Origin of the sequence: Catenuloplanes nepalensis (assembly GCF_030811575.1) — a bacterium.
GTDB classification, from domain to species: Bacteria; Actinomycetota; Actinomycetes; order Mycobacteriales; family Micromonosporaceae; genus Catenuloplanes; species Catenuloplanes nepalensis.
In genome coordinates this window covers 4,514,510-4,540,406 of sequence record NZ_JAUSRA010000001.1, presented here as the reverse complement: position 1 = coordinate 4,540,406, position 25,897 = coordinate 4,514,510, and the positions used below count along the sequence as shown (strand labels likewise).

General features: G+C 70.0%; 25 protein-coding genes. 12 read left to right on the top strand and 13 right to left on the bottom strand.

Features of this window, described 5'->3' with window-relative positions; translation table 11 throughout:
* Window positions 1–3: 3 nt before the first annotated feature.
* Together J2S43_RS19560 and J2S43_RS19555 are read left to right on the top strand one after the other, a co-directional pair.
* Window positions 4–507: a GNAT family N-acetyltransferase gene (locus J2S43_RS19560; protein WP_306831237.1), complete on the top strand. Its 504-nt coding sequence runs from the start codon at window positions 4–6 to the stop codon at window positions 505–507.
* 52 nt (window positions 508–559) lie between these two features.
* Window positions 560–1,777: a DUF5925 domain-containing protein gene (locus tag J2S43_RS19555; RefSeq protein ID WP_306831234.1), complete on the top strand. Its 1,218-nt coding sequence runs from the start codon at window positions 560–562 to the stop codon at window positions 1,775–1,777.
* Between the two features lies 1 nt (window position 1,778).
* Here J2S43_RS19555 and J2S43_RS19550 read toward each other — a convergent pair whose 3' ends face one another.
* From J2S43_RS19550 to J2S43_RS19540, 3 genes are all read right to left on the bottom strand, one after another.
* Complete coding sequence (locus tag J2S43_RS19550; protein ID WP_306831232.1) at window positions 1,779–3,188, bottom strand: pectinesterase family protein; 1,410 nt, start codon at window positions 3,186–3,188, stop codon at window positions 1,779–1,781.
* A gap of 13 nt (window positions 3,189–3,201) precedes the next feature.
* Window positions 3,202–4,650: a pectate lyase family protein gene (locus tag J2S43_RS19545; RefSeq protein ID WP_306831231.1), complete on the bottom strand. Its 1,449-nt coding sequence runs from the start codon at window positions 4,648–4,650 to the stop codon at window positions 3,202–3,204.
* A 187-nt stretch (window positions 4,651–4,837) separates the two neighbouring features.
* Window positions 4,838–5,035 (bottom strand): hypothetical protein, encoded by a 198-nt coding sequence (locus tag J2S43_RS19540; RefSeq protein WP_306831229.1) that lies wholly within the window; start codon window positions 5,033–5,035, stop codon window positions 4,838–4,840.
* A gap of 162 nt (window positions 5,036–5,197) precedes the next feature.
* On the opposite strand from J2S43_RS19540, the gene J2S43_RS19535 reads away from it, so the two are divergent.
* Window positions 5,198–6,376, top strand: a complete 1,179-nt coding sequence (locus J2S43_RS19535; protein ID WP_306831227.1) for a serine hydrolase domain-containing protein — start codon at window positions 5,198–5,200, stop codon at window positions 6,374–6,376.
* Between the two features lie 125 nt (window positions 6,377–6,501).
* Here the strand turns inward: J2S43_RS19535 and J2S43_RS19530 are convergent, their stop codons facing one another.
* A complete protein-coding gene (locus tag J2S43_RS19530; protein ID WP_306831226.1) occupies window positions 6,502–7,092 on the bottom strand; it encodes a hypothetical protein in 591 nt (196 codons plus the stop codon).
* A 119-nt stretch (window positions 7,093–7,211) separates the two neighbouring features.
* Between J2S43_RS19530 and J2S43_RS19525 the strand changes: the two genes are divergently transcribed.
* The 3 genes from J2S43_RS19525 to J2S43_RS19515 are packed head-to-tail and all read left to right on the top strand — an operon-like array spanning window position 7,212 to window position 11,182.
* Entirely contained in the window at window positions 7,212–8,141 is a 930-nt protein-coding gene (locus tag J2S43_RS19525) for a hypothetical protein (protein ID WP_306831224.1), read from the top strand.
* On the top strand, window positions 8,135–10,312 hold the full coding sequence (locus tag J2S43_RS19520) for a ThiF family adenylyltransferase (protein WP_306831223.1): 2,178 nt from the start codon (window positions 8,135–8,137) through the stop codon (window positions 10,310–10,312). The genes J2S43_RS19525 and J2S43_RS19520 overlap by 7 nt, the downstream gene beginning before the upstream one ends.
* A gap of 3 nt (window positions 10,313–10,315) precedes the next feature.
* Window positions 10,316–11,182 carry a nucleotidyltransferase-like protein gene (locus tag J2S43_RS19515; RefSeq protein ID WP_306831221.1) on the top strand — a complete coding sequence of 289 codons (867 nt, stop codon included), beginning with the start codon at window positions 10,316–10,318 and terminating at the stop codon, window positions 11,180–11,182.
* A gap of 238 nt (window positions 11,183–11,420) precedes the next feature.
* On the opposite strand, the gene J2S43_RS19510 is transcribed toward J2S43_RS19515, so the two are convergent.
* Entirely contained in the window at window positions 11,421–11,927 is a 507-nt protein-coding gene (locus J2S43_RS19510) for an Hsp20/alpha crystallin family protein (RefSeq protein ID WP_306831220.1), read from the bottom strand.
* A gap of 103 nt (window positions 11,928–12,030) precedes the next feature.
* Here J2S43_RS19510 and J2S43_RS19505 point away from each other — a divergent pair, with 103 nt between their 5' ends.
* Window positions 12,031–12,600 (top strand): dihydrofolate reductase family protein, encoded by a 570-nt coding sequence (locus J2S43_RS19505; RefSeq protein ID WP_306831218.1) that lies wholly within the window; start codon window positions 12,031–12,033, stop codon window positions 12,598–12,600.
* Window positions 12,601–12,657: 57 nt separating this feature from the next.
* Here J2S43_RS19505 and J2S43_RS19500 read toward each other — a convergent pair whose 3' ends face one another.
* The 4 genes from J2S43_RS19500 to J2S43_RS19485 all read right to left on the bottom strand — a co-directional run bounded on the left by J2S43_RS19500 (window position 12,658) and on the right by J2S43_RS19485 (window position 15,672).
* Window positions 12,658–13,818 (bottom strand): acyl-CoA dehydrogenase family protein, encoded by a 1,161-nt coding sequence (locus J2S43_RS19500; RefSeq protein ID WP_306831216.1) that lies wholly within the window; start codon window positions 13,816–13,818, stop codon window positions 12,658–12,660.
* Window positions 13,819–13,822: 4 nt separating this feature from the next.
* Window positions 13,823–14,188, bottom strand: a complete 366-nt coding sequence (locus J2S43_RS19495; protein WP_306831214.1) for a DUF427 domain-containing protein — start codon at window positions 14,186–14,188, stop codon at window positions 13,823–13,825.
* A gap of 35 nt (window positions 14,189–14,223) precedes the next feature.
* Complete coding sequence (locus tag J2S43_RS19490; protein ID WP_370881766.1) at window positions 14,224–14,769, bottom strand: DinB family protein; 546 nt, start codon at window positions 14,767–14,769, stop codon at window positions 14,224–14,226.
* 141 nt (window positions 14,770–14,910) lie between these two features.
* The gene (locus J2S43_RS19485) at window positions 14,911–15,672 is read right to left on the bottom strand and encodes an alpha/beta fold hydrolase (RefSeq protein ID WP_306831211.1); all 762 of its coding nucleotides are present in this window, start codon (window positions 15,670–15,672) and stop codon (window positions 14,911–14,913) included.
* Window positions 15,673–15,739: 67 nt separating this feature from the next.
* On the opposite strand from J2S43_RS19485, the gene J2S43_RS19480 reads away from it, so the two are divergent.
* The 4 genes from J2S43_RS19480 (at window position 15,740) to J2S43_RS19465 (ending at window position 19,962) form a co-directional block, all read left to right on the top strand.
* Entirely contained in the window at window positions 15,740–16,504 is a 765-nt protein-coding gene (locus tag J2S43_RS19480; RefSeq protein WP_306831209.1) for a polyphosphate kinase 2 family protein, read from the top strand.
* 126 nt (window positions 16,505–16,630) lie between these two features.
* The gene (locus J2S43_RS19475; RefSeq protein ID WP_306831207.1) at window positions 16,631–17,800 is read left to right on the top strand and encodes a hypothetical protein; all 1,170 of its coding nucleotides are present in this window, start codon (window positions 16,631–16,633) and stop codon (window positions 17,798–17,800) included.
* On the top strand, window positions 17,793–19,496 hold the full coding sequence (locus tag J2S43_RS19470; RefSeq protein WP_306831205.1) for a substrate-binding domain-containing protein: 1,704 nt from the start codon (window positions 17,793–17,795) through the stop codon (window positions 19,494–19,496). Before J2S43_RS19475 ends, J2S43_RS19470 begins: the two co-directional genes overlap by 8 nt.
* Window positions 19,483–19,962, top strand: a complete 480-nt coding sequence (locus tag J2S43_RS19465; protein ID WP_306831203.1) for a hypothetical protein — start codon at window positions 19,483–19,485, stop codon at window positions 19,960–19,962. The genes J2S43_RS19470 and J2S43_RS19465 overlap by 14 nt, the downstream gene beginning before the upstream one ends.
* A 158-nt stretch (window positions 19,963–20,120) precedes the next feature.
* Here the strand turns inward: J2S43_RS19465 and J2S43_RS19460 are convergent, their stop codons facing one another.
* From J2S43_RS19460 to J2S43_RS19450, 3 genes are all read right to left on the bottom strand, one after another.
* Window positions 20,121–20,660 carry a hypothetical protein gene (locus tag J2S43_RS19460; RefSeq protein WP_306831200.1) on the bottom strand — a complete coding sequence of 180 codons (540 nt, stop codon included), beginning with the start codon at window positions 20,658–20,660 and terminating at the stop codon, window positions 20,121–20,123.
* Between the two features lie 88 nt (window positions 20,661–20,748).
* Window positions 20,749–21,525, bottom strand: coding sequence for an ABC transporter permease (locus tag J2S43_RS19455; protein WP_306831198.1), 777 nt, complete (start codon window positions 21,523–21,525; stop codon window positions 20,749–20,751).
* The gene (locus J2S43_RS19450; RefSeq protein WP_306831195.1) at window positions 21,522–22,451 is read right to left on the bottom strand and encodes an ATP-binding cassette domain-containing protein; all 930 of its coding nucleotides are present in this window, start codon (window positions 22,449–22,451) and stop codon (window positions 21,522–21,524) included. The genes J2S43_RS19455 and J2S43_RS19450 overlap by 4 nt, the downstream gene beginning before the upstream one ends.
* Before the next feature lie 83 nt (window positions 22,452–22,534).
* Here J2S43_RS19450 and J2S43_RS19445 point away from each other — a divergent pair, with 83 nt between their 5' ends.
* The gene (locus J2S43_RS19445; RefSeq protein ID WP_306831194.1) at window positions 22,535–23,467 is read left to right on the top strand and encodes a helix-turn-helix transcriptional regulator; all 933 of its coding nucleotides are present in this window, start codon (window positions 22,535–22,537) and stop codon (window positions 23,465–23,467) included.
* Window positions 23,468–23,577: 110 nt separating this feature from the next.
* On the opposite strand, the gene J2S43_RS19440 is transcribed toward J2S43_RS19445, so the two are convergent.
* Window positions 23,578–25,881 (bottom strand): ATP-binding cassette domain-containing protein, encoded by a 2,304-nt coding sequence (locus J2S43_RS19440; RefSeq protein ID WP_370881637.1) that lies wholly within the window; start codon window positions 25,879–25,881, stop codon window positions 23,578–23,580.
* Window positions 25,882–25,897: the final 16 nt, after the last annotated feature.

Genomic DNA, 25,897 nt, shown 5'->3' with positions numbered 1-25,897 from the left:
GGTATGGAGATCTCACCGCTGACCGCCGAGGACCACGCCGCCGCCGAGATCGACCTGGCGGAGGTGCTGCTGGAGTGCGTGCTCGGCGGTGCCAGCGTCGGGTTCACGCTGCCGTTCGCGGTCGAGGACGCCCGTGCGTACTGGCGGGACGCGCTGGCCGACCCGGACGCCCGCACCTGGGTCGCGCGTGACTCCGGCCGGATCCTGGGCGTGGTCCGGCTGCTGCCGGCCGCGCAGGCGAACGCGCCGCACCGCGCGGAGATCGCCAAGCTGCTCGTTCACCCGGACGGGCGGGGTAAGGGCCTCGGCGGCGCGCTTCTGGTCGCGGCCGAGGAGGGCGCCCGCGCGCTCGGCCGCACGCTGCTGGTGCTGGACACCGAGACCGGCAGCGTCGCGGAGGGGCTCTACGCCCGGCGCGGCTGGACCCGGGTCGGCGAGATCCCGGAGTTCGCCCTCACCCCGACGGGTGACCGGGCCGCTACCACGATCTTTCGCAAGCACGTGTAAGAAAGCAGAAATAGGTTGGTCGGCGCGCGCCCGGCCCCGGATCATGGGACAGATGAACACGCCCCGGCAGCCCGTCGACTCGCGGGACACCAAGACCGCCCGCACCGGCGGCAAGGCGGAGCGCAACGGCACCAAGGCCGCCACCAAGGCCGCCGCCAAGGCCGTGGAGAAAGCCCTGGAGAAGGACACCGGGCTGGTCGGCGCGCTGCCGATGTCCGGCTCGGTCGACGACGGCGACCGCCTGGTCGACGTGGTGGACCTGCTGGCGATAAGCGCGTTCACCACCGGCCGCGAGCCGTACGGGCGGACCACCCACCTGGAGAACGTCCGCTCCGACGCGCGGCTCAGCGTCGACGGCGCGCGCGTGCTGCGCGAGGCGGTCGAGGACACCGGGCGCGGCCGGCTGCTGGTCGGCGACGGGTTCACGCTGCACGTCAACCACTGGACGCAGTCCCGCCGCGCCACCGTCATGGTCACCGCGACCAGCGCTGAGCTGGCCGAGTCCGTGGTGACGAAGGTGATCGACGGCGCGGTGGAGGAGCCGGAGCCGACGCCGGACACGGTGGGCATCGGGTTCTGGCACTTCGGCCCGCACGGCCCGCGCCGGGTGGAGCGACAGATCGACGCGGCGCCGTGGGACGCGATCCGCGGCAACTACGCCGGTGGGGTCGCGTCCGCACTGGACCGGGTGATGGCGCAGGACGGCGAGTCGCTGGACGGCCGGCTCCTGCTGTTGCACGGCCCGCCCGGCACCGGCAAGACCACGCTGATCCGCGCGCTGGCCCAGCAGTGGAAGTCGTGGTGCCAGGTCGACTGCGTGCTCGACCCGGAGCGGCTGTTCGCCGACCCGGCCTACCTGATGAACGTGGCACTCGGCGGCGACGACGAGGACGGCCCGCGCTGGCGGCTGCTGGTCCTGGAGGACTGCGACGAGCTGATCGGCGGCGAGGCGAAGATGAGCTCCGGGCAGTCGCTGTCCAGGCTGCTCAACCTCACCGACGGGCTGCTCGGCCAGGGCCGCAACGCGCTGATCGCGATCACCACGAACGAGGACCTGACCGCGCTGCACCCGGCGGTGATCCGGCCGGGCCGCTGCCTGGCGCAGATCGAGGTGGGCCGGCTGCCGCGCGACGAGGCGTCCGCGTGGCTGGGCCGCTCCGAGGGGATCGGCCCGGACGGCGCCACGCTCGCGGAGCTGTTCGCGCTGCGCTCCGGCACCGCGCCGGTGGCGGTGCCGGAGCCGCCCGCGAACACGGGCATGTACCTGTAGATTACAGCGGGTTCCAGCCGTCCGTACCCGCGAGGTATCTCTGGGGTGTGTAGGTCGCGGCCTGCGAGTCACTGAGCTGTGGGCGGTTGCCGTTCACGGTGGCGCCCGCGCCGGTGTTCCGGTATTCCCGGAAGCGCGCGTTCTCCCAGACGTTGCCGGACATGTCGGTCCACGGCTCGGCCGTCCTGATCGTGGCGCTCAGGTTCGACTCGCGGTAGAGCACCTGCGCGTCCGGTCCCCACGGCCGCCCGAGCTGGGTGGTGTTGTTCGTGGCACCGGTGACCGTCGACCTGTAGATCAGAAAACCGTACGCGTTGGCCGGGTCGGTCCGCGCGGCCGTGATCGGGCCACCGGTCGAGCGCCGCTGGTAGATGCTGCCGGCGTTGAAGACCGCGGTGCCGCCGCCGAAGATGAAGTCGACCGTGCCCTCGACGTACGAGTTGACGACGTAGTGCCGGTTGTTGTTGATCAGCAGCGTGTCCTGGTTGCCGAGGAACCGCACGTTGTCGTAGACGCCGCGGTCGCCGTTGAGGTTCGCCGCGACCGCCTGACTGCCCTCGCCGTAGTCGTTGGACATCGTCAGGTTCGTGGCCCTGAAGTTCGGCCCGTTGACGAAGACCGTGGCGCTGCCGGACGTGCCGTAACCCCCGGCGGAGCTGTGGTTGTTGACGATCACGACCTGGCTCGCGGACGCGCCGAGACCGTGCAGCGTGAGGCCGGACTTCGTGGCCGGGATCGTGACGATCTCCCGATACGTCCCCGCCTTGATGGTGATCACGCTGTTGTCGGCCGCGGCGTCGACCGCGGCCTGCACGGTCGAGTAGCGGCCGGTGCCGTCCTTCGCCACGGTGGGGGTGCCGGTGGCCGGCGGCGGTGCCGAGGGCGTGCCGCCGACCAGGTTGAACGCGATCTGCATGCGGGAGACGTCGGAGCAGGTCTCCTGCACGATCGGGTTGTTGCCGGCGGTCGAGCCGTCCCTCGTGCTCAGGCAGAGCGCGGTGGCGGCGTTGGCCACGCGGTATTTCCCGGACGCCGCGCCGGAGGCGGTGAAGCTCCACAGCCGGTTGGTCTGCGGGCTTCCGCACGCGTACTGCTGGAGTTGCAGGCCGGAGGTGGTGGCGCCGCTGGGCACGTCGACGCAGAGGCCGCTGGCGACGTTGGTCAGGAAGTAGCCGGTGCCGGCGGCGACCACCCGCCACTGCTGTGCGGTGTCGCCGGCAGCGCAGGCGGCCTGCACGAGCAGCGCGCCGCCGGCCGTGGACGGGACCTGGACGCACTTGCCGCTGGCGCCGGGGACCAGCGTGTAGATGCCGCCGGCGGCCGGGGCCACCGCGGCCTGTGCCTGCACCGTGACCAGCATGATCGGCACGGCGACCACGGCCGCGAGGGCCGCGAACCATCGCTTTCTCATCGAGGATCCTCCCTCACAGTCCGATGTTGGCTTGGGGTCCGGTGTACTGCTGGAGCAGCGATGGCACGGCCGCGGCGGGATCCAGCGAATACGCGTAGAAACTCGACGGGTTGAACGCGGAACCGCTGGTCTGCTGCTTGCCGGTGCAGCTGACGCAGATGCTGCCGGACTGACGTAGCTGCGCGGTAGCGTCCGGGTAGTACGGGTCCTTGACCGACTGGAAGTAGCTGTTCTCCAGCACCATCTTCGTGTAGCCGCGCGAGTAGTTCCCGTACGACGTCACGTTCTGCAGGTAGTTGTTGTAGAGGTGCGCGTACTCCAGGTTGTCGGCACTGGGGTTGCGCTGGTTGGTGTTCTGGATCCAGTTGTGGTGGATGGTGATCCGCGCGGTCACGTTCTCCGTCCAGCCGATGCCGATGTTCTTGTTGTGCCCCGGCAGGTGGTTCCACGAGATCGTGACGTTCGTGGTGTCCTTGCGGCTGTCGATCGAGCCGTCGTTCACGTTCTTGATCGTGTTGTGGTCGATCCAGACGTTCTTCGCGGTGTCCATCTGGACGCCGTCGTAGTCGAAGTCCTTGTCGTCCGGGTCGTCCGAGGCCACGTCGGTCTCGCCGATCGTCAGGTTCCGGATGATCACGTTGCTGACGCCGGCGCCGAGGAAGAAGCCGCCGTTGCGGATCGCGCCGGACCTGCCGACCCCGATGATGGTCTTGTTCGACTTGACCGGGATCTCGTTGCCGAACGGCGTCACCGTGACCGTCGCGGCGACCTTGATGACGTACGGCTCGGTCGCGGTCGCGTAGCGCAGCAGGTCCGCGTAGTTCGTCACGGTGACCGTACTGCCGCCCGCGCCGCCCGTGGTGCCCTGCGCGAACCCGTCCGCCGTGTTCGACCAGACGCGGCCGGACGGCGTCGGCGTGACCGTGCCCCCGACCTGGTTGAACGCGATCTGCATGCGGGAGATGTCGGAGCAGGTCTCCTGCACGATCGGGTTGTTCCCGGCGGTGGACCCGTCGCGCGTGCTCAGGCAGAGCGAGGTGGCGGCGTTGGTCACCCGGTACCTTCCGGACGCCGCGGAGGAGGCGGTGAAGCTCCAGACGCGATTGTTCTGCACGCTGCCGCACGCGTACTGCTGGAGTCGCAGGTTCGAGGTGGTGGCGCCACTGGGCACGTCGATGCAGAGCCCGGTGGCCACGTTGGACAGGAAGTGGCCGGTGCCGGCCGCGACCACCTTCCACTGCTGGGCCGCATCGCCGGCCGCGCAGCCGACCTGGACGAGCGGCGCGCCGGACGACGTGGACGGTGCCGCGACGCACTTGCCGCTGGCGCCGGGCACGAGCGTGTAGACGCCGCCCGCGACGGGCGCGGCGGCGGCCTGGGAGAGCCCGGCAGCGTAGACGATCGCGGCCGGCACGGCGACGGCCAGCGCGGCCAGGACGCCGAGTGTTCTCTTTCTGGGCATGGGGGTTCCTTACGGGAGGACGTGACGGGGCCTGGCGCGCTGCCCGGTGGCGCGTCCGATCCGGTGCGGCCGCGGCGCGGGCCATCGCGCGGCGGTACCGGTCCCGCTCACTGTAGGAGCCGTATTAATTAGAGTCAATGACTTGCCATAATTCGCCCACGTGCATGGATATAGTTTCCGCGGGCAACTATTGGCGCAGTACCGGGTCGGCGGTGATCTCCGCGCCGGCCGTGCGCAGGCGGTCCACCAGCACGTCGCCCAGCGCGGTCGCCGGGGTGAGGACGCCACCGCCCGAGGCGGGCAGCCGGTCCCGGTCGACGGCCGGCGCCGGCGCGGTCTCGCCGAGCATCACCGACGCCGCGGCGTACCACGGATCGCCCCGCATGCGGAACCGCCCAGATCGGACGGGATCGAGTCGAAGCCGCACGAGTGCACGATCCGGGCGCCGGTCTCCCGCGCCCGCGCGTGATCGTCCTCGATGCTGCGCCGCACGATCCGCAGGGCAGTCCTTGACCTTGACCCGGGGCAGGGCCGGAGCATCGCCGGCATGGATGAGATCGCAGACATCAGCCGGCTGGCCGCCGAGTTCACCGAGGCCCCCGGGCTCCTGGCCGGCGTGTATCGCGGCGGCGAGCAGCACGTGATCGCGCACGGCGTGGCGAACGCCGCGACCGGCGCGCCGATGCGGGCGGACACCGGGTTCCTCTTCGGATCGATCACGAAGATCATGACGACCACGCTGGTGATGCGGCAGGTCGAGCACGGGCTGCTGCGCCTGGACACGCCGGTCGCCGCGCACCTGCCGGAGCCGGCGATTCCCGGGCTGCGGGTGGAGCACCTGCTCAACCACACCAGCGGAATCGACGCCGACCTCTTCTTCCCGGACGAGGCCGGCCGGGACGCGCTGAAGATCTACGTGGAGCGGCTCGCCCGCGAGTGCGGCACGCTGTTCCCGCCGGGGGAGTACGTCAGCTACGCCAACGGCGGCATGATCGTCGCCGGGCGGCTGCTCGAGGTGGTGACCGGCCTGACCTACGACGAACTGCTGGCCCGCGACCTGTTCGCGCCCACCGGGATGACCACCGCGTGCACCTCCGCCGAACAGGCGATCCTGCGCTCCACCGCGATCGGGCACTTCCAGGGGAGGCCGACCGGCATGTTCATGCTGCCGCGCACCTGGGGGCCGGCCGGAGCCACGCCGATCGGCACGATCGAGGACCTGCTCGCGTTCGGCCGGGTCCACCTGGGCGACGACGAGACGGCGACCCGGATGCGCACGGTCACCCGCGACATGGGTACGCCCGACATCTCCGCGATCGGGCTGGGCTGGCTGATCCGCCCGGACGGCGTGCTGACCATGACCGGTGCCTCGCCCGGCGGGGTCGCGCTGCTCGCGGCGGTCACGGCGAGCTGGACGTTCACCTCCGCACACACGACCGTGGTCACGCCGCTGCCGCTCTCCGCAGTCGTCTTCACGCCCGCGGTCACGGACGCAGGCATCGCCCCGACGGGCCGCGAGTTCCCGGTGCCCGTGCGCATCGACGGTCCCGCCACGTCATCGCCGCAGGTCGAGGTCTCCTTCGACGACGGCCGCACCTGGCAGCCGGCGCCGGTCCGCCACAACACCGCGATCATCCGCCACCCGAACCGCCCCGCCTTCGTCTCGCTCCGCGCGACGACCGGCACCACCACACAGACCATCATCCGCGCGTACGACATCCGCTGAGCCCGGCGCCGGCCGTTCGCTCACCCGGCCAGCGCCCCATCGTGCTCCTCACTTGGACCCGCCCGCCGGTGGGCAGCAGGTCGGCGTCCTCGCGGCAGATGCGCGACCAGGGATTCGGTCGAGTGTCAGCTGTTGATCCGTCGACGCCACCAGGGGGCCAGCACGCGGAGGTGATGGCGCACAGCCGCGAGGTATGCGGCTTCCTTGGGCTTCAGCTCTGACAGGTCGACGAGCGTGGTCGGGATGTTCATCTGCCGGTCGCGCTGGATGGGCTTCTCCTGCCACGCCCTGCGCATATGTCCCCCAGCGATCATGCGCAGATGCCTGACCAGGTCGTCGTAGGCATCGCCGACTCGGGGAGACTCCGCCTTCGTCCACGCCTCGTAGTAACTGAGCCGCTCCTGGATCTCGCGCAGCGCCTCGGAGAGCCGGATCCGTTCCTCAGCCGGCCGGTCGTGGCGCCGGCGCCGGATCGCGTATGGCATCTCCCGATACGCCGCATAGGCGGCATAGGCCTGCGCGAACAGATCTCGCTGATGGCTCCGTTCTTCCTCGCGGCTGCGGGCGCGAGCGATCCACACCGTCACACACGCCGTGAGGATCGCCGCGAGAACCGCGCCGGACAGAATGGCAGCGACCGCCAGACCGGCCGGTGTGGACGCGCTCACTACACCCGGCTCTGAGACGCTCGGGAAGGGAGTGGGTGGAGTGGTCATGCACCCTCCTCTCGTCCCCGTCCGGCCGGATTATCCCAGCTGTGAACTGTGATGCACGGTGACCCGCATCCATCCGACAGATAGCAGACTATCGCCCGTGATCAATGAAAACTGAATGAATGGCGGTAACCTTCATCCGGCGTCTGTCTAAGTCCGGCTCCGGCGGCCGCCTTCGCCGGAACAGATGGTGCGAGGTCTGCGAAACGCGTTACAACATCGATCTGGACCCGGAGCGACTTGTTGTCGATGTTGTCGGGCTGACCTGCCGGATGTGTAACCCGCGACGGCGCCACGTCTACCCGGACCGGCCGCAGCCTATCGAGGCTGACGCCGTACCTGCGTCGACGGTCAAGATTTGGTGGGCCAGCCGAGCAGGAGTGCTGCCGAGACTGACCGCGCGACGGATCGATGCGGCGTCCAACGTCTCGGAGCCTTTTGCGCTCGTGGAACCACCCTTGTCCGTCAGGGAAGGTGCGGCTCGAATTGATCCGGACGGGAGCCTGCGGGCGACAGTGGCTCGGCGCGCCCACGAGCCGGGCCGCCGACTGATCGCCGAGGCGTGGCGACCCGAGTACTGCGGCCTTCTTGTGCAACTTGCGTACGCTCTGGACAGATTGGCCGTCACGGCGATCACCGGTGGCGTTCGGCTCGTCTTGCGTATCGTCGGCGCTCCGCCGCTCGTCTCGGCGCTCACCGCGGATGCTCTGGCGCGTGCCGTCGAGAGCGCGGACCCTGCGCCGTTGCGGGCGATGTCACGCGAGTTGAAGGCGACCGCGATTATCCAGTGTCTGGATACTCAGTCACTCGACGACTGTACCGCCGCGGACGTTTCGGATGACCTGGCAGATCTCGTGAGCCGTTGGTTGACCGAGGCGCTGCCCGCGACCGCACTCGAGGAGCCGCGGGCTGAGCCGGAAGTGGTCGACATGCCGCAGGGGGCCGCCGAGCCGGACACGGGCCCGGGCGTCGCCGCCATCGCAATCAAGATCAGTGATCGCGTCCCGGACGGCCCTTACATCTTCGGCACGCGGCCGGCGGACACATGCTGACCGCAGGCCAGTCCCGTGCTCTCAGCGAACTCACCGCTGTGGTGGTAGCGACGAACTCGCGGATCACCATGGGAACGCCGGAGGAGGAGGATCGGGCGGGAATCGCACCGATACTGGTTCCGATAACGGTGGACTGCACCGGTACGCCGATCGGTGAGAACGGCGTTGACCTGGGATCGTCACGAGAATTCGAGCTATGGGTGCCGGCCGACTTCCCGTTCATGCATCCCGAAGTACGCACAGCGCACCGTGACTTCGCCGGGCTGCCGCACGTCACCTGGACGAATGTTATCTGTTTGTATCTCTCGAACAACGAGTGGGATCCGAGCCATGGCATGCGTGGCTTCCTTCGGAGGCTGCTCACCTGGCTGTCGCGCGCTGCCGCCGGCACCCTCGTCAGCGTGGAACTGCCGTGGCACCCGCCGGTCGGCGCCTTCCGCTCGAGTGAGCGCCCCGTCGTCGTCCGCGCGGATCTCACTCCGGATCTAGAGAGCGACCGAGGATTCTGGACCGCTTGGGCGCGGCTGAGCATTCAGCACGAGACCTACATGGATGTCGTCGAGTGGAGTCGGGAACCGACTGGCCCGCTGTCCGTACCGGTCGTAGGGCTGTCTCAGCCGGTGGGGTTCCTCTTCCCGTGGTCTAGCCGGGATCTGCGTCGGCAACTGGTTCGTGCCGGACTCAACATCGCGGCCTACATCGAGATGCTGAGCCGGTCGGTTGCGATCAACGGCGCGAATGTGTCACCGCTCCTCCTCATCGGAAGCCCCGCCCCACCGGGGCACGAATCCGGTACTCGATTCGCCAGTATCCAGGCATGGGACGTGGGGGAACGCGGCACACGCGCGCACTGGCTTCAAGTCTTCGACCAGCGTCCGTCGCGGACCCGTCGTCGTGACCGTTCTCGCCCTGTCAACTGGTTGGCCGGAAAGCGAATTCTGCTCCTGGGCTGTGGCGCGCTCGGAGCGCCGATCGCCGAGCACTGTGTGCGAGCCGGGGCGGCCATGCTGTTGTTGGTGGACAACGGTTCGGTCAACCCTGGCATTCTGATTCGTCAGCCCTACCGAGGGTGTGACATCGGGAGGCGGAAGGCTGAAGCCATGGCCGACCGCCTGCGTGACGTAGCGGACTTTGCGCCCGCCATCTTCGCCGACTCAGGCGACGCGATCAGGGTGAAGGCCGACGACCTCACCAATTTCGACCTCGTCCTCGATGCGACGGCCAGCCGTGCCGTGGCGCAACGCTTGGAACGACTGCGACGTGAAGTGTCCGCTCCGCCACCCATGATCGCCGTCATGGTGGGCCACGATTGCGAGCACGCGATCGCGACCGTCGCGCTCACGGCGAGCAGTGGCGGCGGCGTGGATCTGCTCCGAAGGCTCAGCATCCGGGAACGGGACGATCGACTTACTTCGTTGCGCGAGGACCTCTATCCGTCCCTTCCGCGTACCGAGCCCTTCCTCCCGGAACCCGGCTGTTCCGATCCCACCTTCGTCGGATCGGCCGCAGACCTCGGTGGCTTGGCAGCCCGTCTGTTGAACGCGTCCGTCGAGTTTCTGTCCACCGCGTCCAATGAGGACACGCCAACCGCGGCGGCCGTCGTCCTGCGGGCCTCGCTCGGCGAGGCGACCTACTCCCACTACTGGCCGAACGACGTCGTACGGCGCGACGTCAACACCGGCTACGAGATCCGGATAGCCCGCGCCGCGCTCGCGAGTATGCGGACCGAGGCGGTCCGGGCGGCCCAACTGGGGCGGATCCCCAAAGAGACCGGAGGGCTGTTGCTGGGCCAGATCGATACGGCCTGCGACGTCGTGTGGATCGATCAGGCGATGGGTCCGCCTCCTGGCAGTGGGACTTCGCCGGACGGGATCCGGCTCGAAATCGGCGAGCTGCCGGACAGGCTTGCCTCGCTCGCCCGGCGGACCGGAGGACTCCGCTCTTTCGTGGGTGCGTGGCACTCCCATCCGAGGGCTGATCCACTGCCGAGCGCGACAGATGCTGACACGATGGGCAAGATCGTCAATGCCGAGGTTGACGCGCCGCGTGCCGCACTCCTGATCGTCCTTGGTGGTGCCGCCGGTGCCTGGGAGCGGTGGCTCGACGGCACTGGCATGCCCGAGGTGCACACGCAGATGTATTTCCCATCCGGACGATCGGCTGAGGGCTGACGCATGGTGTTCTCCGACCAGCAGATTCGGACGTGGTCACAGCGACCCGTGTCGATTCTCCCTCAGTTCACCATCGACATCGTCAAGGAAGCGCTGGCCGACGCGCCCCGGCTGCGCTGGCAGAACCCCGAGGTGTTCGTCCAGGGCTCCTACGCCAACCGGACACACGTCGATGCGCTGTGCGACGTCGATCTGGTGGTGCAGCTCTCGTTGCCGTTCGAGGAGGATGTCACGGCATTGAGCAGCCCGGAGCGGGAGGAGTTCTTCGAGTACTACGGACACTCCGATTACGGGTGGGAGGAGTTCCGTGAGGACGTCGCGGCATCCTTCCGGCGGTCCTTCTTCGTCGGCGAGGGCAAGCGCTGTCTGACACTCCAGGACTGGGATGCGCTCTGGCGGGTTCCCGCCGACATCCTCCCGGCCCTGGAATTCCGCCGTTACGAGATGTTCCCCAGCCTTCTTGGTGAGGTCCATGATGAGGGCGTCTACTTCCGGGCGGCGATGAAGTATCCAATCATCAACTACCCGAAGCTTCACCTGCGGCGCGGGAACGAGAAGGATCGCTCGACCGCTGGTCGCTTCAAGGAGATAGTCCGGGCGGTCAAGCGGGCGCGCAGCGAGTTGGAGTTCGAGGGAGCGCCGTCCTACTTCATCGAATGCCTTCTCTTCAATGTGCCTGACGCTGAGTATCGCGCTGATCTCGGCGCTGCGTTCCGCCAGGTGGTCGACTGGCTGGCTCGGAACAGGAGGAAACTCGAGGCGATGCGCTGCCAGAACGGGATCATCCCGATGTTCGGCGATCACTATGAGGCGTGGTCGACGACCGAGGCGGACGCATTCATCACGGCGTTGGCAGAGGAGTGCGGTTAGTCCGCGTGAGTCACGTCGTAGGCTCCCCGACCTTTTCGTAGTCGTCTCGGAGGTCACGGTTACGCCATGCAGACGCGGAACGGCCGCGGAGCGTGCAGGCTCCGCGGCCGTTCTCTTCTCTCTGCACGCCCGGTCGTCCCCCGGCCGGGCGTGGAGTGCCGGCCGGCTCAGCGGGGGGTCGGCGCCGGTCTGCTGAGCCGGGGCGTTCGTGGCCGGCCGCTCGTCGCGGCTCGCCGGGTCAGGCCTGCTGCTCGGCCGGGGTGGCCTCGACGGCCGCGACCGGGCTGGCCTCGACCGGGGTGGCCGGTGCGCCCGCCGTGACCGGGATGCGCCGGGCCTCGCGGCCGGTGTAGGCGCCGGTGACCCGGACGCTGAGCACGCCCGCGTCGTAGGTGGCGGAGACCGCCTCCGAGGTGACGTGCTGCGGGAGGCCGAAGCTGCGGCGGAACGTGCCGTAGCGGACCTCGCGGAGGCTGCGCCCGTCGCGCTGCTCGGCGCGCTCGTCCCGGCGCTCGCCGCGGACCGTCAAACGGCCGCCGTCGACCTCGACCGTCACGTCGTTCTCGGCGTCCACGCCGGGCAGTTCCAGCCGGACCACCGCGTCGTCGCCGTCGCGGAGGACCTCCGCGGCGGGCGTGAAACCGGCCGAGCGGGCGGCCGTCAGAGCGGCCGGGCCGAAAGCGTTGCGCACCAGCGCGTCGAAGTCCGCGAACGGGTCGCGCCGGGTCCAGATCGTGTTGCTCATGTCGTCCCCCTTGTTGTCGCTTCCGATGGAGATAACTTGAGCCGGGCACACTCAATTCCGGGGTGGGATGTGTGCCGGGACACTCGTCTGCCAGGATCTCCCCATGAGGCGCCTGACCTACTACATCGCGACCAGCATCGACGGGTTCATCTCCGGACCTGGCGGGGAGTTCGACTTCTTCCCGATGGCCGAGGACGTGATGACGGCGATCAACGCGGAGTGGCCGGAGACCGTGCCCAGCCACATGCGTGGGCCGGCCGGCCTGGCGGACGCGCCGAACCGGCACTTCGACACGGTGCTGATGGGCCGCGGCACCTACGAGCCGGGGCTTGCCGCGGGTGTGACCAGCCCGTACGCGCATCTGCGCCAGATCGTCTTCTCCCGCACGCTCACCGCGGAGGACGGAGACGTCGAGATCGTCTCCGGCGAGGACCCGGCCGAGGTGGTCCGGTGGCTGAAGCGGGCGGACGGGCTCGGCATCTGGCTGTGCGGCGGCGCGGACCTGGCCGGCCAGCTGCTGCCGGAGATCGACGAGCTGGTCGTGAAGCGGTACCCGGTGGTGGCGGGCACGGGCAAGCCGATGTTCGGCACCGGCTTCGGGCCGCTGCCGTTCACGCTGGTGGAGAACACCACGTTCGAGTCCGGCGCGGTGGTCAGCACCTACCGCCGCTGACGAACCTCCGTGCTCGGGGCGTCCCCGCAGCGTGACACGGACGCCCCGAGGCGCAGGTCAGCGATAGGCCGCGTGGCCGGTCAGGGCCTCGCCGACGACCAGCGTGTGGATCTCCGAGGTGCCCTCGTAGGTGAGCACGGACTCCAGGTTGTTGGCGTGCCGCAGCGGTGAGTATTCGAGCGTGATGCCGCTGCCGCCGAGGATGGTCCGGCACTCCCGGGCGATCGCCAGCGCCTCGCGCACGTTGTTCAGCTTCCCGGCGCTGACCTGGTGCGGCTGCAACCGGCCGCCGTCCTTGAGCCGGCCCAGGTGGATCGCGAGCAGCGCGGCCGTGCCGAGCGCGACGCCCATGTCCGCGAACTTCTGCTGGGTCAGCTGGAACGCCGCGATCGGCTTGCCGAACTGCACCCGCTCGCGCGCGTAGTCCAGCGCCACGGTCAGGCAGTCCCGGGCCGCGCCGACCGCGCCGAAGCAGATGCCGAACCGGGCCTCGTTCAGGCAGCTCAGCGGCGCGCGCAGCCCGCGCGCCTCGGGCAGCCGCGCGGAGCCGGGCAGCCGCACGCCCTCGAACGACAGCTCCGCGGTGATCGACGCGCGCAGCGACAGCTTCTTCTTGATCGTGCGGGCGGTGAAGCCGGGCGTGCCGGCCTCGACCAGGAAGCCGCGGATGCCGTCCTCGGTCGCGGCCCAGACCGTGGCCACGTCCGCGATGCTGCCGTTGGTGATCCACATCTTGGCGCCGTCGAGGATCCAGTCGTCGCCGTCGCGGACCGCGCGGGTGCGCATGTTCGCCGGGTCGCTGCCGAAGTCCGGTTCGGTGAGGCCGAAGCAGCCGATCGCCTCGCCCGCGGCCATCCGGGGCAGCCAGCGCTGTTTCTGCTCCTCGGACCCGTACCGGTGGATCGAGTACATCGCGAGCGAGCCCTGCACGGAGACGAAGCTGCGCAGGCCGGAGTCGGCCGCCTCCAGCTCCAGGCAGGCCAGGCCGTACGCGGTGGCGGTGGTGCCGGCGCAGCCGTAGCCGTCGAGATGCATGCCGAGCAGTCCGAGGCGGCCCAGCTCCGGCGCGAGCTCGCGCGGGAACGTGCCGGCCTCGAACCACTCGGCCAGGTGCGGGCGGACCCGGTCCGTGAGGAACCGGGCCACGGTCGACTGGATCTGCCGCTCCTCGTCGGTCAGCAGGCCGGCGACGTCCAGCAGATCCAGCGGGTCCCGCACGTGGTCAGCCCTCTTCGATCGCGACGATGTCGACCTTGTCCGGGTAGAACGCGATGTGGCCCGCGATCGGGGCGACCGCGTCGTACGGCTCGGGGTAGTACCACACCGCGTCCGGCAGCTCGCCGTCCTCGGTGCGGATCGTGTAGTAGGACGCCTGCCCCTTGTACGGGCAGGTGGTGTGCGTGTCCGTCGAGACCAGCACGGATTCGTCCGCGTCGGCCAGCGGCACGTAGTAGACGACCGGGTAGGACGCCTCCTTCAGCGCCAGCGCCGCGTGCGTGTCCGCGATGATCTTCTCGCCCGCGCGCACCACGACGCGCGCCTTCGCCGGCTCCACCGTGATCGGGTGGTCCGGCCCGGGGATCTTCATCTCGGGGCCTCCCTCTTCGTGTGTCACCCGTCAGACTATCTGTCCCGATAGAGGTCGCGGAGCAACGCGATCTCCGCACCGTGGTGGATCACCTCACGGTTGATGTGCAGCACCAGCGTGGCCATCGGCGCGTCCGGATAGGCCTCCGGCGGGCCGCACGGGCGGGCCAGCGCGTCCTCGTCCAGCGCGCGCACGCCCGCGATCCAGGCCGCGTAGCCGGCGTCGAGCTGGGCGAGCGCGATCTCGGCGGTGCCCGCGTAGTCGTGCGAGTCGTAGTCGACGGCCGGCCCGCCGAAATGGGTGGCGTTCCGCGCCCCGAACACTCCGATGATCACGTGGCCGAGCCGCCAGGCGATCGTGGTCACCGGCGGCGGCTCCGGCTGTGGGAACGCGAAGTCGATCGTGAACGCACCGGAGCCGGCGGAGATCGGTGCCTCGCTCGTGCCGCGCCGCCGCACGTTCCAGCAGCCGTCGACCGGCTCCCAGAAGTACTCCTCGTCGGTGAGCCCGGCGAGCCGTGGGCGCAACTGGTTCGCCCAGTGCCAGGACAGCTGCTCCGCCAGCTCGTGACTCCACGTCACAGTCGTCATACCCACAAACCTTCCACAGGGGTACGCCGTCCGCGCGCGACGCGCAGGCCCGGCTCTTTCTCCGGACCACGGCGAAACCGGTGCCCGCGGGAGCACTGGGGACTCAGCCACCCGGGAAGCGGGACAATGAATTCATGCCTTCTGGTCTGTTTCTGAGATCTTCTCCGGGGTGGCTTCCGCGGCGAAGGCGGTCGCGGCGGCGGCGACGCGCGGTCCGGCGGTCGTGACGACGTTGTGCGCGCCGGCCAGCGTGATCGAGCGGCATCCGGCCACGGTGGCGAGGTGGGACGTCCAGGCGTCCGGGGCGATCGGATCGCGCCGGCCGCGCAGCAGCAGGATCGGCGCGGTGACCAGCGGCAGGCGGTCCTCCATCCGGTGCCGGACCGCGGCGCGCAGCGTGCCCAGGATCCGGCGCGGACCGGCCGCGAGCGCACCCGCGGTCACCACCGGCAGCTGGCGCGGGTCCTCGGTCGGCAGGTCGCGCAGCAGCCGCAGCACGTGCCGGGCCGATCCGGCCGCCGGATCCGCGGTCGGCCCGGCCAGCACCAGCAGCGACACCAGATCGGGCCGGGCGATCGCCAGCTCGGCCGCGACCTGACAGCCGTAGGAGCCGCCGAGCAGCCGGGCGCCGCGCATCCCCTCCGCGTCCATCCAGGCCGCGATCACCGCCGCGTGCTCGCGCGGGCCGAGCACCCGCCGCGGCGCCGCGGATCGGCCGAAACCCGGAAGGTCCGGCGCATGTACGGGGCCGGGGAGCGCGCGGGCGGTCGGCATCAGGTACCGGTGGGAGACGGCCAGGCCGTGCAGCAGCACCCACGGCACGCCGGGCGCCGTGCGGGACTTCACGTGCAGGCGCCGGCCGGCCACCGTCACGTACCGGCTGATGAAGGTCATGATCGATTATCCCCCGCCGGGGCAAGCTTCAACCGCGCTCCCGATGATCGAGTGCGAGGATGGCGGTATGACGACGCGCCTGGCGAACGTGGACATGTCGGCCCGGCTGTCGAAACGCGAGGGCCTGGAACGGCTGCAGGCCGCACAGGAACGCCTGCTGCGGCTGCGCCTGATGCTCGGCGGCCAGCTCGGCGACCAGAAGATCGGCCCGCCGCTGTGCGTGGTCTTCGAGGGCTGGGACGCGTCCGGCAAGGGCGGCGCCATCAAACGCCTGGTCGCCCCGCTGGATCCCCGGCATGTGCGGGTCTCCCAGTTCGCCGCGCCCACCTACGACGAGAAGCGGCACCACTTCCTCAAGCGCTTCTGGGCCGTGCTGCCCGGCTGGGGCGGCATGACCGTGCTGGACCGCTCCTGGTACGGCCGGGTGCTCGTCGAACGCGTCGAGGGCTTCGCGACCGAGGAGCAGTGGTCGCGGGCATATCAGGAGATCGTCGAGTTCGAGCGGACCCTGGCCGCCGAGGGCATGATCCTGATCAAGTTCTGGATGCACGTGTCTCCGGAGGAGCAGCTCCGCCGCTTCCACGAGCGCGCGAACGACCCGCTGCGCACCTGGAAGCTGACCGACGAGGACTGGCGCAACCGCGACCGCCGCGACGACTACGAGACCGCGATCGAGGACATGCTGGTGAAGACCGACAAGAAGCGGGCTCGCTGGCACGTGGTCGCGGGCGACAACAAGTCGTATGCGCGGGTCGCGGTGGTCGAGGAGGTCTGCCGAACGGTCGAGAAGCAGCTCACCGCCCGCGGCTACGACCTGGCGGACGCCGACTAGTCGCCACGCCGGTCGGTGGTGGACGCGCCGGAATGCGCGTGACGTGGAAACGACGCGGGGTGCATTGACGTTATACGCTCGGCGGCACCGGCAGCCGGCGATCACGGGGCATATATGAAATCCCAGTTGGGCAGGGCTCTTCTCGGCTTCACGCTCACCATTCTCGTCGTTGTCCTCGGCGTGCGTGCCGGCCTCGGCGAGCGCCGCAGGGCCTGCGAGGTGAAGATTCCGCACGTGCTCGTCTGTCAGGTGTTCGACGTGCGCGGGCTGGTCGGTTCGGAGAAGCTGTCGTTCTTCCACGACCGGGAGGTCGTGGCCGCGTTCGAGCGCCTCGGCCTGCGCGTCTCGGTCGAGGCGGCCGGCTCCCGCACGATGGCCTGCACCGACGGCCTGACCAGCTACGACTTCGCATTCCCGGGCAGCGCGGCGGCGGCGGACGACGTCATGTCGAGGGCCGATGGGACGGCCGCGCCGGTGACCGTCTTCTCCTCGCCGCTGGTGATCGCCACCTACGAGGAGGTGGCCCGGGCGCTGCCGTCGGGAGTGGCGTCGCTCGATCATCAGACATTCGACATGGATCGGTATCTGAACGATGTCTATACGCCCGGTAAACGATGGCGAGACTTGCGGTTGCCCGCGCCGTACCCCGGATTTCAGCGTGCCGTTCTTCTCAGCACCCGGCTGGATTCCTCGAATTCCGCGGAATTGTTTCTCGCGCTGAGCAGCCACGTCAGGCACGGTGGCCCGATCGCCACCAAACCGGATCTGTCGCGCCTGACCGAGCCCATGCGGGAGCTGTTTCGCGCGCAGGGCAGCACCGGCCTGACCAGCGACGAGCCGTTCGACCAGTACCTGTCCGTGGAGGGCTATCAGTTGCCGATGCAGGCCGTCTATGAGGCGCAGTTCCTGGACGCGGCCCGCGCCGACCCCGACGGCCTGATCACCGAGGTCACCATGCCGGACGGCGGGACCCGCACGTTCCAGCGGATCATGCTCTATCCGACACCGTCGATATCCAGTGACCACACGATCGCGCCGCTGACCGGCGAGGGCGGGCAGGTCGCGGCCGCGCTGACCTCGGACGCGGAGCTGCGCCGGCTGGCCGCCGCGCACGGTTTCCGCCCGGCCGGGCACCCGGAGGTCTTCGCCGCGGAGAACGAGGAGCACGGGCACGCGGTGCTGGAGCCGCCGGGACCGCCGGTGCCGGCCCCCGCGCCCGGCGCGTGGAGAGAATTCGTCAGCGATGTCGTCGAGGGTGTGTACGGAGAGGACCGGGCCGGTGCGGCGTGTGCGTAGAGCCGTGAGCGTGCTGACCGTGGCCGTGCTCGCGCTGGGCGCGGCCGCCTGCGGCAGGGACGAGGAGAAGGGGGAGCCTCGGGTGCTGCGCGTGCTCGCCGGCAGTGAGCTGTCCGACCTGGACGAGACGCTGCGCGAGCTCGAGGAGGAGCGCAACATCCGGGTCGAGCTGACCCCGATCGGCTCGGTCGAGGGCGCGCGGCGGCTCACCGACCCGCAGACGCTCGCGGCCTACGACGCGGTCTGGTTCGGCGCCGACCAGTTCTTCGGGCTGTGGCGGGAGAGCCGCGACGCGCTGCTGCGTCAGTCCCCGCCGCTGATGCGCTCGCCGGTCGTCATCGGCGTGCGCGCCGAACTGGCCGTCCAACTCGGCTGGGACGTCACCGCGCCGTCCTGGGCCGACATCGTCGACGTGATCGCCGACGGCGGGTTCCGGTTCGGCATGACCCGTCCGGACCATTCCAACTCCGGGCTGGCCGGGCTCGTGGCGGCCGCGACCGCGCTCGCCGACACCGGCCTGCCGATCACCGAGGCCGGCGTGCCGGGCCTGCGCCTGGACCTGCGGCGGTTCTTCGCCGGGCACCGGCTCAGCGCGGACACCTCGGCCGTGCTCTCCGACGCGTACGTGGCGCAGGTCGAGTCCGGCGGTGACGAGTGCGGCCGGAGTAACCGCACCGACGGCGTGGACGGGCTGCTCATCTACGAGTCCGAGGTCGCCCGGATGAACGGCGTCCTGCCCGAGGACTGCCGGCTGAAGGCGATCTACCCGACCGAGGGCACGATGATCGCGGAGTACCGGCTGAGCCTGCTCAGCGGCGCGACCGACGAGGAGCAGCGCACGTTCGACGAGCTGTGGCAGTGGCTGTTCAGCCCGGATGTGCAGCAACGCATCCAGGAGCGGACCGGCCGCCGGCCCGGCAACCCGGACGTCACCACGGAACAGACCGCGATCCCGTCGCCGCAGTTACGCTACCCGACCGACCCGAGGGCGCTGAGTCGGCTGATCGACGAATACCAGGCGGAGATCCGTACCCCGTCGAGGATGGTGTTCGTGCTCGACGTGTCGGGCTCGATGGACAAGAACATGCCTCAGCTGCGCAACGCGCTGGTGAACCTGACCGGCACCGACCCGAACGATCCCGCCACCTACTTCAACTTCCTGCCCGGCGAGCGCGTCGACTTCGTGCCGTTCAGCGACCGGGCGCAGCCGCCGAGACGGTTCGTCCTGCCGGAGGGGGACACCACGCGGACGTTGACCGAGATCCAGGAGTACGCGACGAAGGATCTCCGACCACAGGGCTACACCGCGATGTACGACGCGCTGCGCAGCGCGCACGAGCTGACCCGGCCATGGCTGACCGACGGCACCGGCGGTGCGTCCACGTCGATCGTGCTGTTCTCCGACGGCCAGAACACCTGCGGCACCAACTACGGCCAGTACATGGATTACCGGCGCGGGCTGTCGGAGGCGGAACGGTCGGTGCCGATCTACACGATCGCGTTCGACTCCGGCGACCAGGGGACCGACCGCTGCGGCGCATACACGCCCGACGCCGGCCCGGACGACGTGCCCGGCGACACCCAGTGGGAGCGCGAGCTGCGCTCGGTGGCCGAGGAGAGCGGCGGCGAGCTGTTCACCACCGGTAAGGACGAGCCGCTCTACCCCGTCTTCTGGAGCATCCGTGGCTATCAGTGACGCCCTCATCCGCTGGTTCAGCGCCCGCCCGCACCTGGTCGGCTCGTCCGTCGCGCTGCTGCTCGTGATCGCCGCCGGCCAGGGCGTGCTGGAGACGCTGCTACGCCCGCACTTCAACGGCGCGACGCTGGTCGCCGTGCTGCTGTTCGGCTACGCGGTCGGCTGGTGGTCGGCCGCCGGCGCGATGCTCTGGCTGGACAAGCGCCGGTGGTCCACCGTCTGGCGTGCCCCACGGGAGGAGCGCGGCCCGACGCCGACGCCGATCCGGGACAACGTCCGGAAGCTGCTCTTCGTGCTCGGCATGACCGCGGCCGTGATCGGCGTGGTCTTCCTGCCGCTGATGGTGATCGGCTGGGAGCACGTGGAGGGCTGGGGCGCGCTGATCGGCGCGGTCATCTCCGGTGCCGGCCTGGTGCTCGCCGGGCTCTCCTACGCTCACGCCCGCAACGGCAAGCCCAAGACCTGACAGGCGACCCGGCCGGTACGCACACGGCGCACCGGCCGGATCACCGCTCTCAGCGTGAATATGGTCAGCGGATCTCGTACCCGCGGATGATGGTTCGGGTGGTGGTGCCGGGCGTCGCCCCGAGTCAGCCGAGCCAGGGCGGTTCGGGTGGCTGCTTCTCACTCCGACTGGATCACGGTGAACGGTGGCCGCACACCCTCGGTGAGGTCGGCTGCCGCCTCGAGTGCCATCTCCGCGCGCTGGTGACTACTGGCGGGTGACGTGGCCGTGGAGTGCAGTGATCCCAGGGCGACCAGATAACCGGATCCCACCGCGGCGTAACCCGAGATCGTGTGCCCGACCTGATAGTCGTCACCGACGACATAGAGCCGGCCGTGGATGCCGACGAGGAACTGCCCGCCCTGCTCCTGGCCGTTGTCGTTCCTCGCATAGCCGCCCACGGAGAGGCACTCGCGAACCGCATCGATGAACGTGGTGGCCATGAACCGGTCGACGTCCCAGGTGCCGGGCTCGCCGACGGTCAGGGAGTACCGCAGGAGCTGACCCATCCGATAGCTGGTCGTGAAACCCATCAGGTAGGGGCCGACCTGGAACACCTTGGAATCCGACCGCACCGCGACGTGCCACCCGTCGCTCCCGGCGGAGTCCCCGCCGATGGTGACGATCCGCCCGTCCGTAATCCCCACGATGCACGTCATGAAGCCACTCTCCAGGGCAGGTGACGTCATGCCAACCATCCCCGATGTTGCACGGGGGACGCAAGAAGACGCGGCGGTCGCGGGACGGTTAGTCCGCGGATCGCAGCATCGCCCGGATGCCCACGGACAGGCCGATCGCGGCTGTCGAGGCCGCGGCGACCGCGCCCCACAGCGCCTCCGTGCTCACGATCTCGCCGGCGAACAGTGCCCGCTCCGCGTCCACCACGTAGGCCAGCGGGTTCGCGGCGGCCGCGGCACGCATCCAGGACGGGCCGGCCTCCAGTGGCAGCAGCATCCCGGAGAGGATCATCAGCGGGAACAGCAGCGTCTGCTGGACCAGCCAGAACATCCACTCGTTCTTGCGGACCGCGATCGCCAGCGCGTAACTGAGCGAGCCCAGTCCGACGCCGAACACGGCCAGCAGGAGCATGCCGAGCAGCGCGCCGGCCGGGAAGAGCGCGAAGCCGAACGGCACCATCACGGCCACGATCAGCACGGCCTGCCCGGCGAGCGGCACCATCTCCTTCAGCGACCGGCCGATCAGTAGCGACGACCGGGTCAGCGGCGTGACCATCATCCGTTCGTGCGCGCCGGTCTGGAACTCGTAGAGCAGGTTCGACCCGACCGCGGACGTGCCGAACAGCGCGGTCATCACCAGGATCGACGGCACGAACCACTGCCAGACCGACCCACCCGCGGTGACCGGCCCGGCCGCGCCGACCGAGCCGGACAGCAGCGGGCCGAACAGCGCCAGGAACACCAGCGGCTGGACCAGGCCGAAGACCACGGAGAACGGATCTCGGATCATCGGTTTGAGTTCGCGGACGAAGACGATCCGGGTGTCCCGTACCAGCGTGGTGGTCATTTGGTGTTCTCCTCGCGCAGGCTGCGGCCGGTCAGGGACAGGAAGACGTCGTCGAGCGTGGGCCGGAACGTCTCCGCGGCCGTGATCGTGAGCCCCTTCTCGAACGCGGCCCGCAGCGTCTCGGCGATGGCGGCGGGGCCGTCCGTGACCCGGGCCGCCACGGTGTTCCCGGTGACGGAGAGGTCGGTGGCGCCGGGCACCAGCACCGCCAGGTCGGCCGGGGAGGCACAGGTGAACGACACCCGGTCGCCGGCCAGCCTGCGTTTGAGCGCCGCGGCCGTGTCGTCCGCGATCACCTCGCCGTGGTCGACGATCACCACCCGCTCGGCCATCGAGTCGGCCTCGTCCAGGTAGTGCGTGGTCAGCACGATCGTCATGTCGTGCTCCGCGCGCAGCCGCAGGATGTGTTCCCACAGGTTCGCCCGGTTCTGCGGGTCCAGTCCGGTCGACGGCTCGTCCAGGAACAGCAGCTTCGGCGTGTGCACCAGGCCCATCGCCACGTCCAGCCGGCGCCGCTGCCCGCCGGACAGCTCGGACACCTTGCGTTTGACCAGATCACCCAGGTCAAGAGCCTCGACCAACGACCCCACGCGGGTACGGGCGGCGCCGCGCTCCAGCCCGTAGATCGCCGCCTGGCTGTGCAGCTCGTCGATGACCCGGTGCTGGTGGCCGGCCCCGTTGCCCTGACCGACGTACCCGATGCGCCGCCGGACCTCGCCCGGGGAACGCACCACGTCGTGGCCGGCCACCTCCGCGCTGCCGGACGTCGGCGCGATCAGCGTGGTCAGCATGCGCATCGTGGTGGTCTTGCCCGCGCCGTTCGGCCCGAGCACCGCCACCAACTCGCCCGGCGCGATGTCGAGCGTGATCCCCCGGACCGCGTGCACGGCCCCGAAGTCCTTCGTCAGGTCCTTCGCTTTGATCATGAGCGCTGTGCTCCCTTCGTCGTGGACAGACTGGCAGCGATAGCGGACAGCACCTGTCCTATGGCCCGTGCGATCGTGGGTGAATGCTGGAGACCTCGGGACGGCTGCTGAAACTCCTCTCGCTGCTGCAGGCCCGCCGGGACTGGCCGGGTGGCACGCTCGCGGACCGGCTCGGCGTCAGCGCGCGCACGGTCCGCCGGGACGTGGACCGGCTGCGCGAGCTGGGCTATCCGGTGCAGGCCACGAAGGGCCCGGACGGCGGTTACCGGCTCGGCGCCGGCGCGGACCTGCCGCCGCTGCTCTTCGACGCCGACCAGGCCGTCGCGGTCGCGGTCGCGCTGCAGACCGCCACCACCAGCGTCGACGGCATAGAGGAGGCGGCGCTGCGCGCGCTCGCCACGGTCCGCCAGGTGATGCCGGCCCGGCTGCGGCACCGGGTGGACGCGTTGCAGGTCACGTCCGTGCGCCGGACCGTGGACCGCCCGCGGGTGGACGCGGAGGTGCTGCTCACCGTGGGTGCCGCGGTCCGCGCCCGCGAGGTGCTGCGCTTCGATTACAAGGAAGAGCCGCGCCGCTGCGAGCCGCACCACGTGGTCATGTGGGGTGGCCGGTGGTACCTGGTCGGCTGGGACACCGACCGGGCTGACTGGCGCACCTACCGGGTGGACCGGCTCACGCCGCGCACGCCGAACGGGCCACGTTTCACGCCGCGCGAGCTGCCCGCGCCGGACGTCTCCACCTACATCGCGGAGCGGTTCAGCGGTGACACGGCCGTGACGCCCTGCACCGGCACGGTCGTGCTGCACGCGCCGGCGGACCAGATCGTGCCCTGGGTGCGGCACACCGACGTGGTCGAGTCGCTCGGCGAGAACCGCTGCCGGCTGACGATGAGCTCGTGGTCCTGGGTCGGCCTGGCCGCCGCGATGGGCATGTTCGACGTCCCGTTGGAGATCGAGGGACCGCCGGAGCTGCGAGAGGCCGCCACCCGCCTCGCGCGGCGCTACACCGCCGGCTGACACGGCTTGCGGTGGCCGCCGCCCACCCCCGTGATCGAGGCGTCCCCCATGCTGTGGCGACGTGTTCCAACGACATGGGGACGGCCTGATCACGGGGGTGGGGACGAGGGTCAACGGCTCAGATGGCGGCGGAGGAAGTCGCCGGTGACGGAGCGGGGTTCGTCCATCAGCTGCGCGGGTGGGCCGGCGAAGACCAGTTCGCCGCCCTCGTGGCCGGCGCCGGGGCCGAGGTCGACGATCCAGTCCGCGCGGCAGATCACGTCCAGGTGGTGCTCGATCACCACGACCGTGTCGCCGGCCTCGGCCAGCCGGTCGAGCAGGCCGTTGAGCTGGGCCACGTCCCGCAGGTGCAGGCCGGTGGTGGGCTCGTCCAGCACGTACAGCCGCGTGGTCCTGGCTCCTGAGGCGAGCTTGATCGCGAGCCGGAGGCGCTGGCGTTCGCCGCCGGAGAGCGTGTCCAGGGACTGGCCGAGCGTCAGGTAGCCGAGCCCGGTGTCGAGCATCGCGGTCAGCACGGGCCGGGCGGCCTTCTCCGTGACGAACGCGGCCGCCTCCGCGACCGGCATCGCCAGTACCTCCGCGATGTTCTTCCCGCGCAGCGTGTACTCCAGCACGGACGGGACGAAGCGCTTGCCGTCGCACTCCTCGCAGACCGTGGCGACCTGGTCCATGAACGCCAGGTCCGTGTAGATCAGGCCGACACCGCCGCAGCGTGGGCAGGCGCCGGCCGAGTTCGCGCTGAATAGTGCCGCGTTCACGCCGTTCGCCTTCGCGAAGGCCTTGCGCAGCGGGTCGAGCACGCCGGTGTACGTGGCCGGCGTCGACCGCCGCGAGCCCTTGATCGCGCTCTGGTCCAGGAAGACCGCGTCCGGGTACAGCCGGGGGAGTGAGCCGCGGATCAGCGAGCTCTTGCCGGACCCGGCCACGCCGGTGACCACGGTCAGAGCGCCGGTCGGCAGCTCCACCGTGACGCCCTTCAGGTTGTGCGTAGTCGCGTTCTCGACGCGCAACCACCCCGTACCCCCGCGGGGGTTGTCTCTCAGGGTTGGCTTCTGCGAGAGCGCGCGGCCGGTGGCGGTGCCGGACGAGCGCAGGCCGTCGAGCGAGCCCTGGTAGACCACGGTCCCGCCGCCGCTGCCCGCGTCCGGCCCCATGTCGATGACGTGGTCCGCGATCTCGATCACCGCGGCCTTGTGCTCCACGACCAGCACGGTGTTGCCCTTGTCGCGCAGCCGGACCAGCAGCTCGTTGAGCCGGTGGATGTCGTGCGGGTGCAGACCCACGGACGGCTCGTCGAACACGTACGTGATGTCGGTCAGGCTCGATCCCAGGTGCCGGACCATCTTGACCCGCTGCGACTCGCCGCCGGAGAGCGTGGCCGAGCGCCGGTCCAGGCTCAGGTAGCCGAGACCGATGTGCGCGAGGTTGCCCAGCCGGTCGGCGAGCGCTGTGACCAGCGGCGTGACCGTGCCGTCGTCCGCCTTCCGGACGAACTCGGCCAGGTCGGTGACCTCCATCGCGGCGCACTCCGCGATGTTGCGGTCGTTGATCCGGCAGGCGCGGGCCGCCTCGTTGAGCCGGGTGCCGCCGCAGTCCGGGCAGGCGCTTCTCGTCGCGACCCGCTCCACGATCGCGCGCGCGGCCGGCTGTATCGCGTCGACGTCCTTGCTGAGGAACAGCCGGCGGAACTTGGGCAGCAGCCCCTCGTAGGTCGCGTTCATCGTGCCGCCGCCCGGCATCCGCTGCTTGATCTTCGCCTCCGGCAGGTGCAGCAGCTTCTCCCACTCGTCCTCGGTGTAGTCGCGCAGCTTCTTGTCCGGGTCGAAGAAGCCGGACTGCGCGAAGATGCTCCAGTACCACTGACCGACCGCGAACTGCGGCAGCAGCAGCGCGCCCTCGTTGAGCGATCTGGCGCTGTCCACCAGCTGATCGACGTCGAGCGCGGAGACGTCGCCGAGCCCCTCGCACGCCGGGCACATGCCGGCCGGGTCGTTGAACGACAGCGCGATCGGGTGCGGCACCGGCGGCGTGCCGAGGCGCGCGAAGAGCAGGCGCAACATCGTGTACGCATCCGTGGCCGTGCCCACCGTCGAGCGCGAGTTGCCCCCCATCCGCTTCTGGTCGACCACGATCGCGGCGGAGAGATTGTCCAGCGAGTCCGCGTCCGGCTGGCCGTAACCGGTCATCAGGCTCTGCACGAACGCCGGGTAGGTCTCGTTGATCAGCCGCTGCGACTCGGCCGCGATCGTGTCGAAGACCAGCGACGACTTGCCCGACCCCGAGACGCCGGTGAAGACCGTGATCTTCCGCTTGGGGATGTCCACCGAGACGTCCCGCAGATTGTTCTCCCGGGCGCCCCGCACCTCGATGTTCCCGTAGTCAGTCACGGCTCCACCGTAGCATGTACCGTACATAGTACGTTTTGCTGCC

Bases quoted from the DNA above. Each gene is read 5' to 3' on its own strand.
- J2S43_RS19505 (WP_306831218.1), top strand. From the start codon at position 12,031: ATGAGGCGCCTGACCTACTACATCGCGACCAGCATCGACGGGTTCATC.
- J2S43_RS19460 (WP_306831200.1), bottom strand. From the start codon at position 20,660: ATGACGTGCATCGTGGGGATTACGGACGGGCGGATCGTCACCATCGGC.
- J2S43_RS19530 (WP_306831226.1), bottom strand. From the start codon at position 7,092: ATGACCACTCCACCCACTCCCTTCCCGAGCGTCTCAGAGCCGGGTGTA.
- J2S43_RS19440 (WP_370881637.1), bottom strand. From the start codon at position 25,881: ATGTACGGTACATGCTACGGTGGAGCCGTGACTGACTACGGGAACATC.
- J2S43_RS19535 (WP_306831227.1), top strand. From the start codon at position 5,198: ATGGATGAGATCGCAGACATCAGCCGGCTGGCCGCCGAGTTCACCGAG.
- J2S43_RS19455 (WP_306831198.1), bottom strand. From the start codon at position 21,525: ATGACCACCACGCTGGTACGGGACACCCGGATCGTCTTCGTCCGCGAA.
- J2S43_RS19510 (WP_306831220.1), bottom strand. From the start codon at position 11,927: ATGAGCAACACGATCTGGACCCGGCGCGACCCGTTCGCGGACTTCGAC.
- J2S43_RS19555 (WP_306831234.1), top strand. From the start codon at position 560: ATGAACACGCCCCGGCAGCCCGTCGACTCGCGGGACACCAAGACCGCC.
- J2S43_RS19545 (WP_306831231.1), bottom strand. From the start codon at position 4,650: ATGCCCAGAAAGAGAACACTCGGCGTCCTGGCCGCGCTGGCCGTCGCC.
- J2S43_RS19450 (WP_306831195.1), bottom strand. From the start codon at position 22,451: ATGATCAAAGCGAAGGACCTGACGAAGGACTTCGGGGCCGTGCACGCG.
- J2S43_RS19550 (WP_306831232.1), bottom strand. From the start codon at position 3,188: ATGAGAAAGCGATGGTTCGCGGCCCTCGCGGCCGTGGTCGCCGTGCCG.
- J2S43_RS19445 (WP_306831194.1), top strand. From the start codon at position 22,535: ATGCTGGAGACCTCGGGACGGCTGCTGAAACTCCTCTCGCTGCTGCAG.
- J2S43_RS19540 (WP_306831229.1), bottom strand. From the start codon at position 5,035: ATGCGGGGCGATCCGTGGTACGCCGCGGCGTCGGTGATGCTCGGCGAG.
- J2S43_RS19520 (WP_306831223.1), top strand. From the start codon at position 8,135: ATGCTGACCGCAGGCCAGTCCCGTGCTCTCAGCGAACTCACCGCTGTG.
- J2S43_RS19515 (WP_306831221.1), top strand. From the start codon at position 10,316: ATGGTGTTCTCCGACCAGCAGATTCGGACGTGGTCACAGCGACCCGTG.
- J2S43_RS19480 (WP_306831209.1), top strand. From the start codon at position 15,740: ATGACGACGCGCCTGGCGAACGTGGACATGTCGGCCCGGCTGTCGAAA.
- J2S43_RS19485 (WP_306831211.1), bottom strand. From the start codon at position 15,672: ATGACCTTCATCAGCCGGTACGTGACGGTGGCCGGCCGGCGCCTGCAC.
- J2S43_RS19495 (WP_306831214.1), bottom strand. From the start codon at position 14,188: ATGAAGATCCCCGGGCCGGACCACCCGATCACGGTGGAGCCGGCGAAG.
- J2S43_RS19560 (WP_306831237.1), top strand. From the start codon at position 4: ATGGAGATCTCACCGCTGACCGCCGAGGACCACGCCGCCGCCGAGATC.
- J2S43_RS19525 (WP_306831224.1), top strand. From the start codon at position 7,212: ATGGCGGTAACCTTCATCCGGCGTCTGTCTAAGTCCGGCTCCGGCGGC.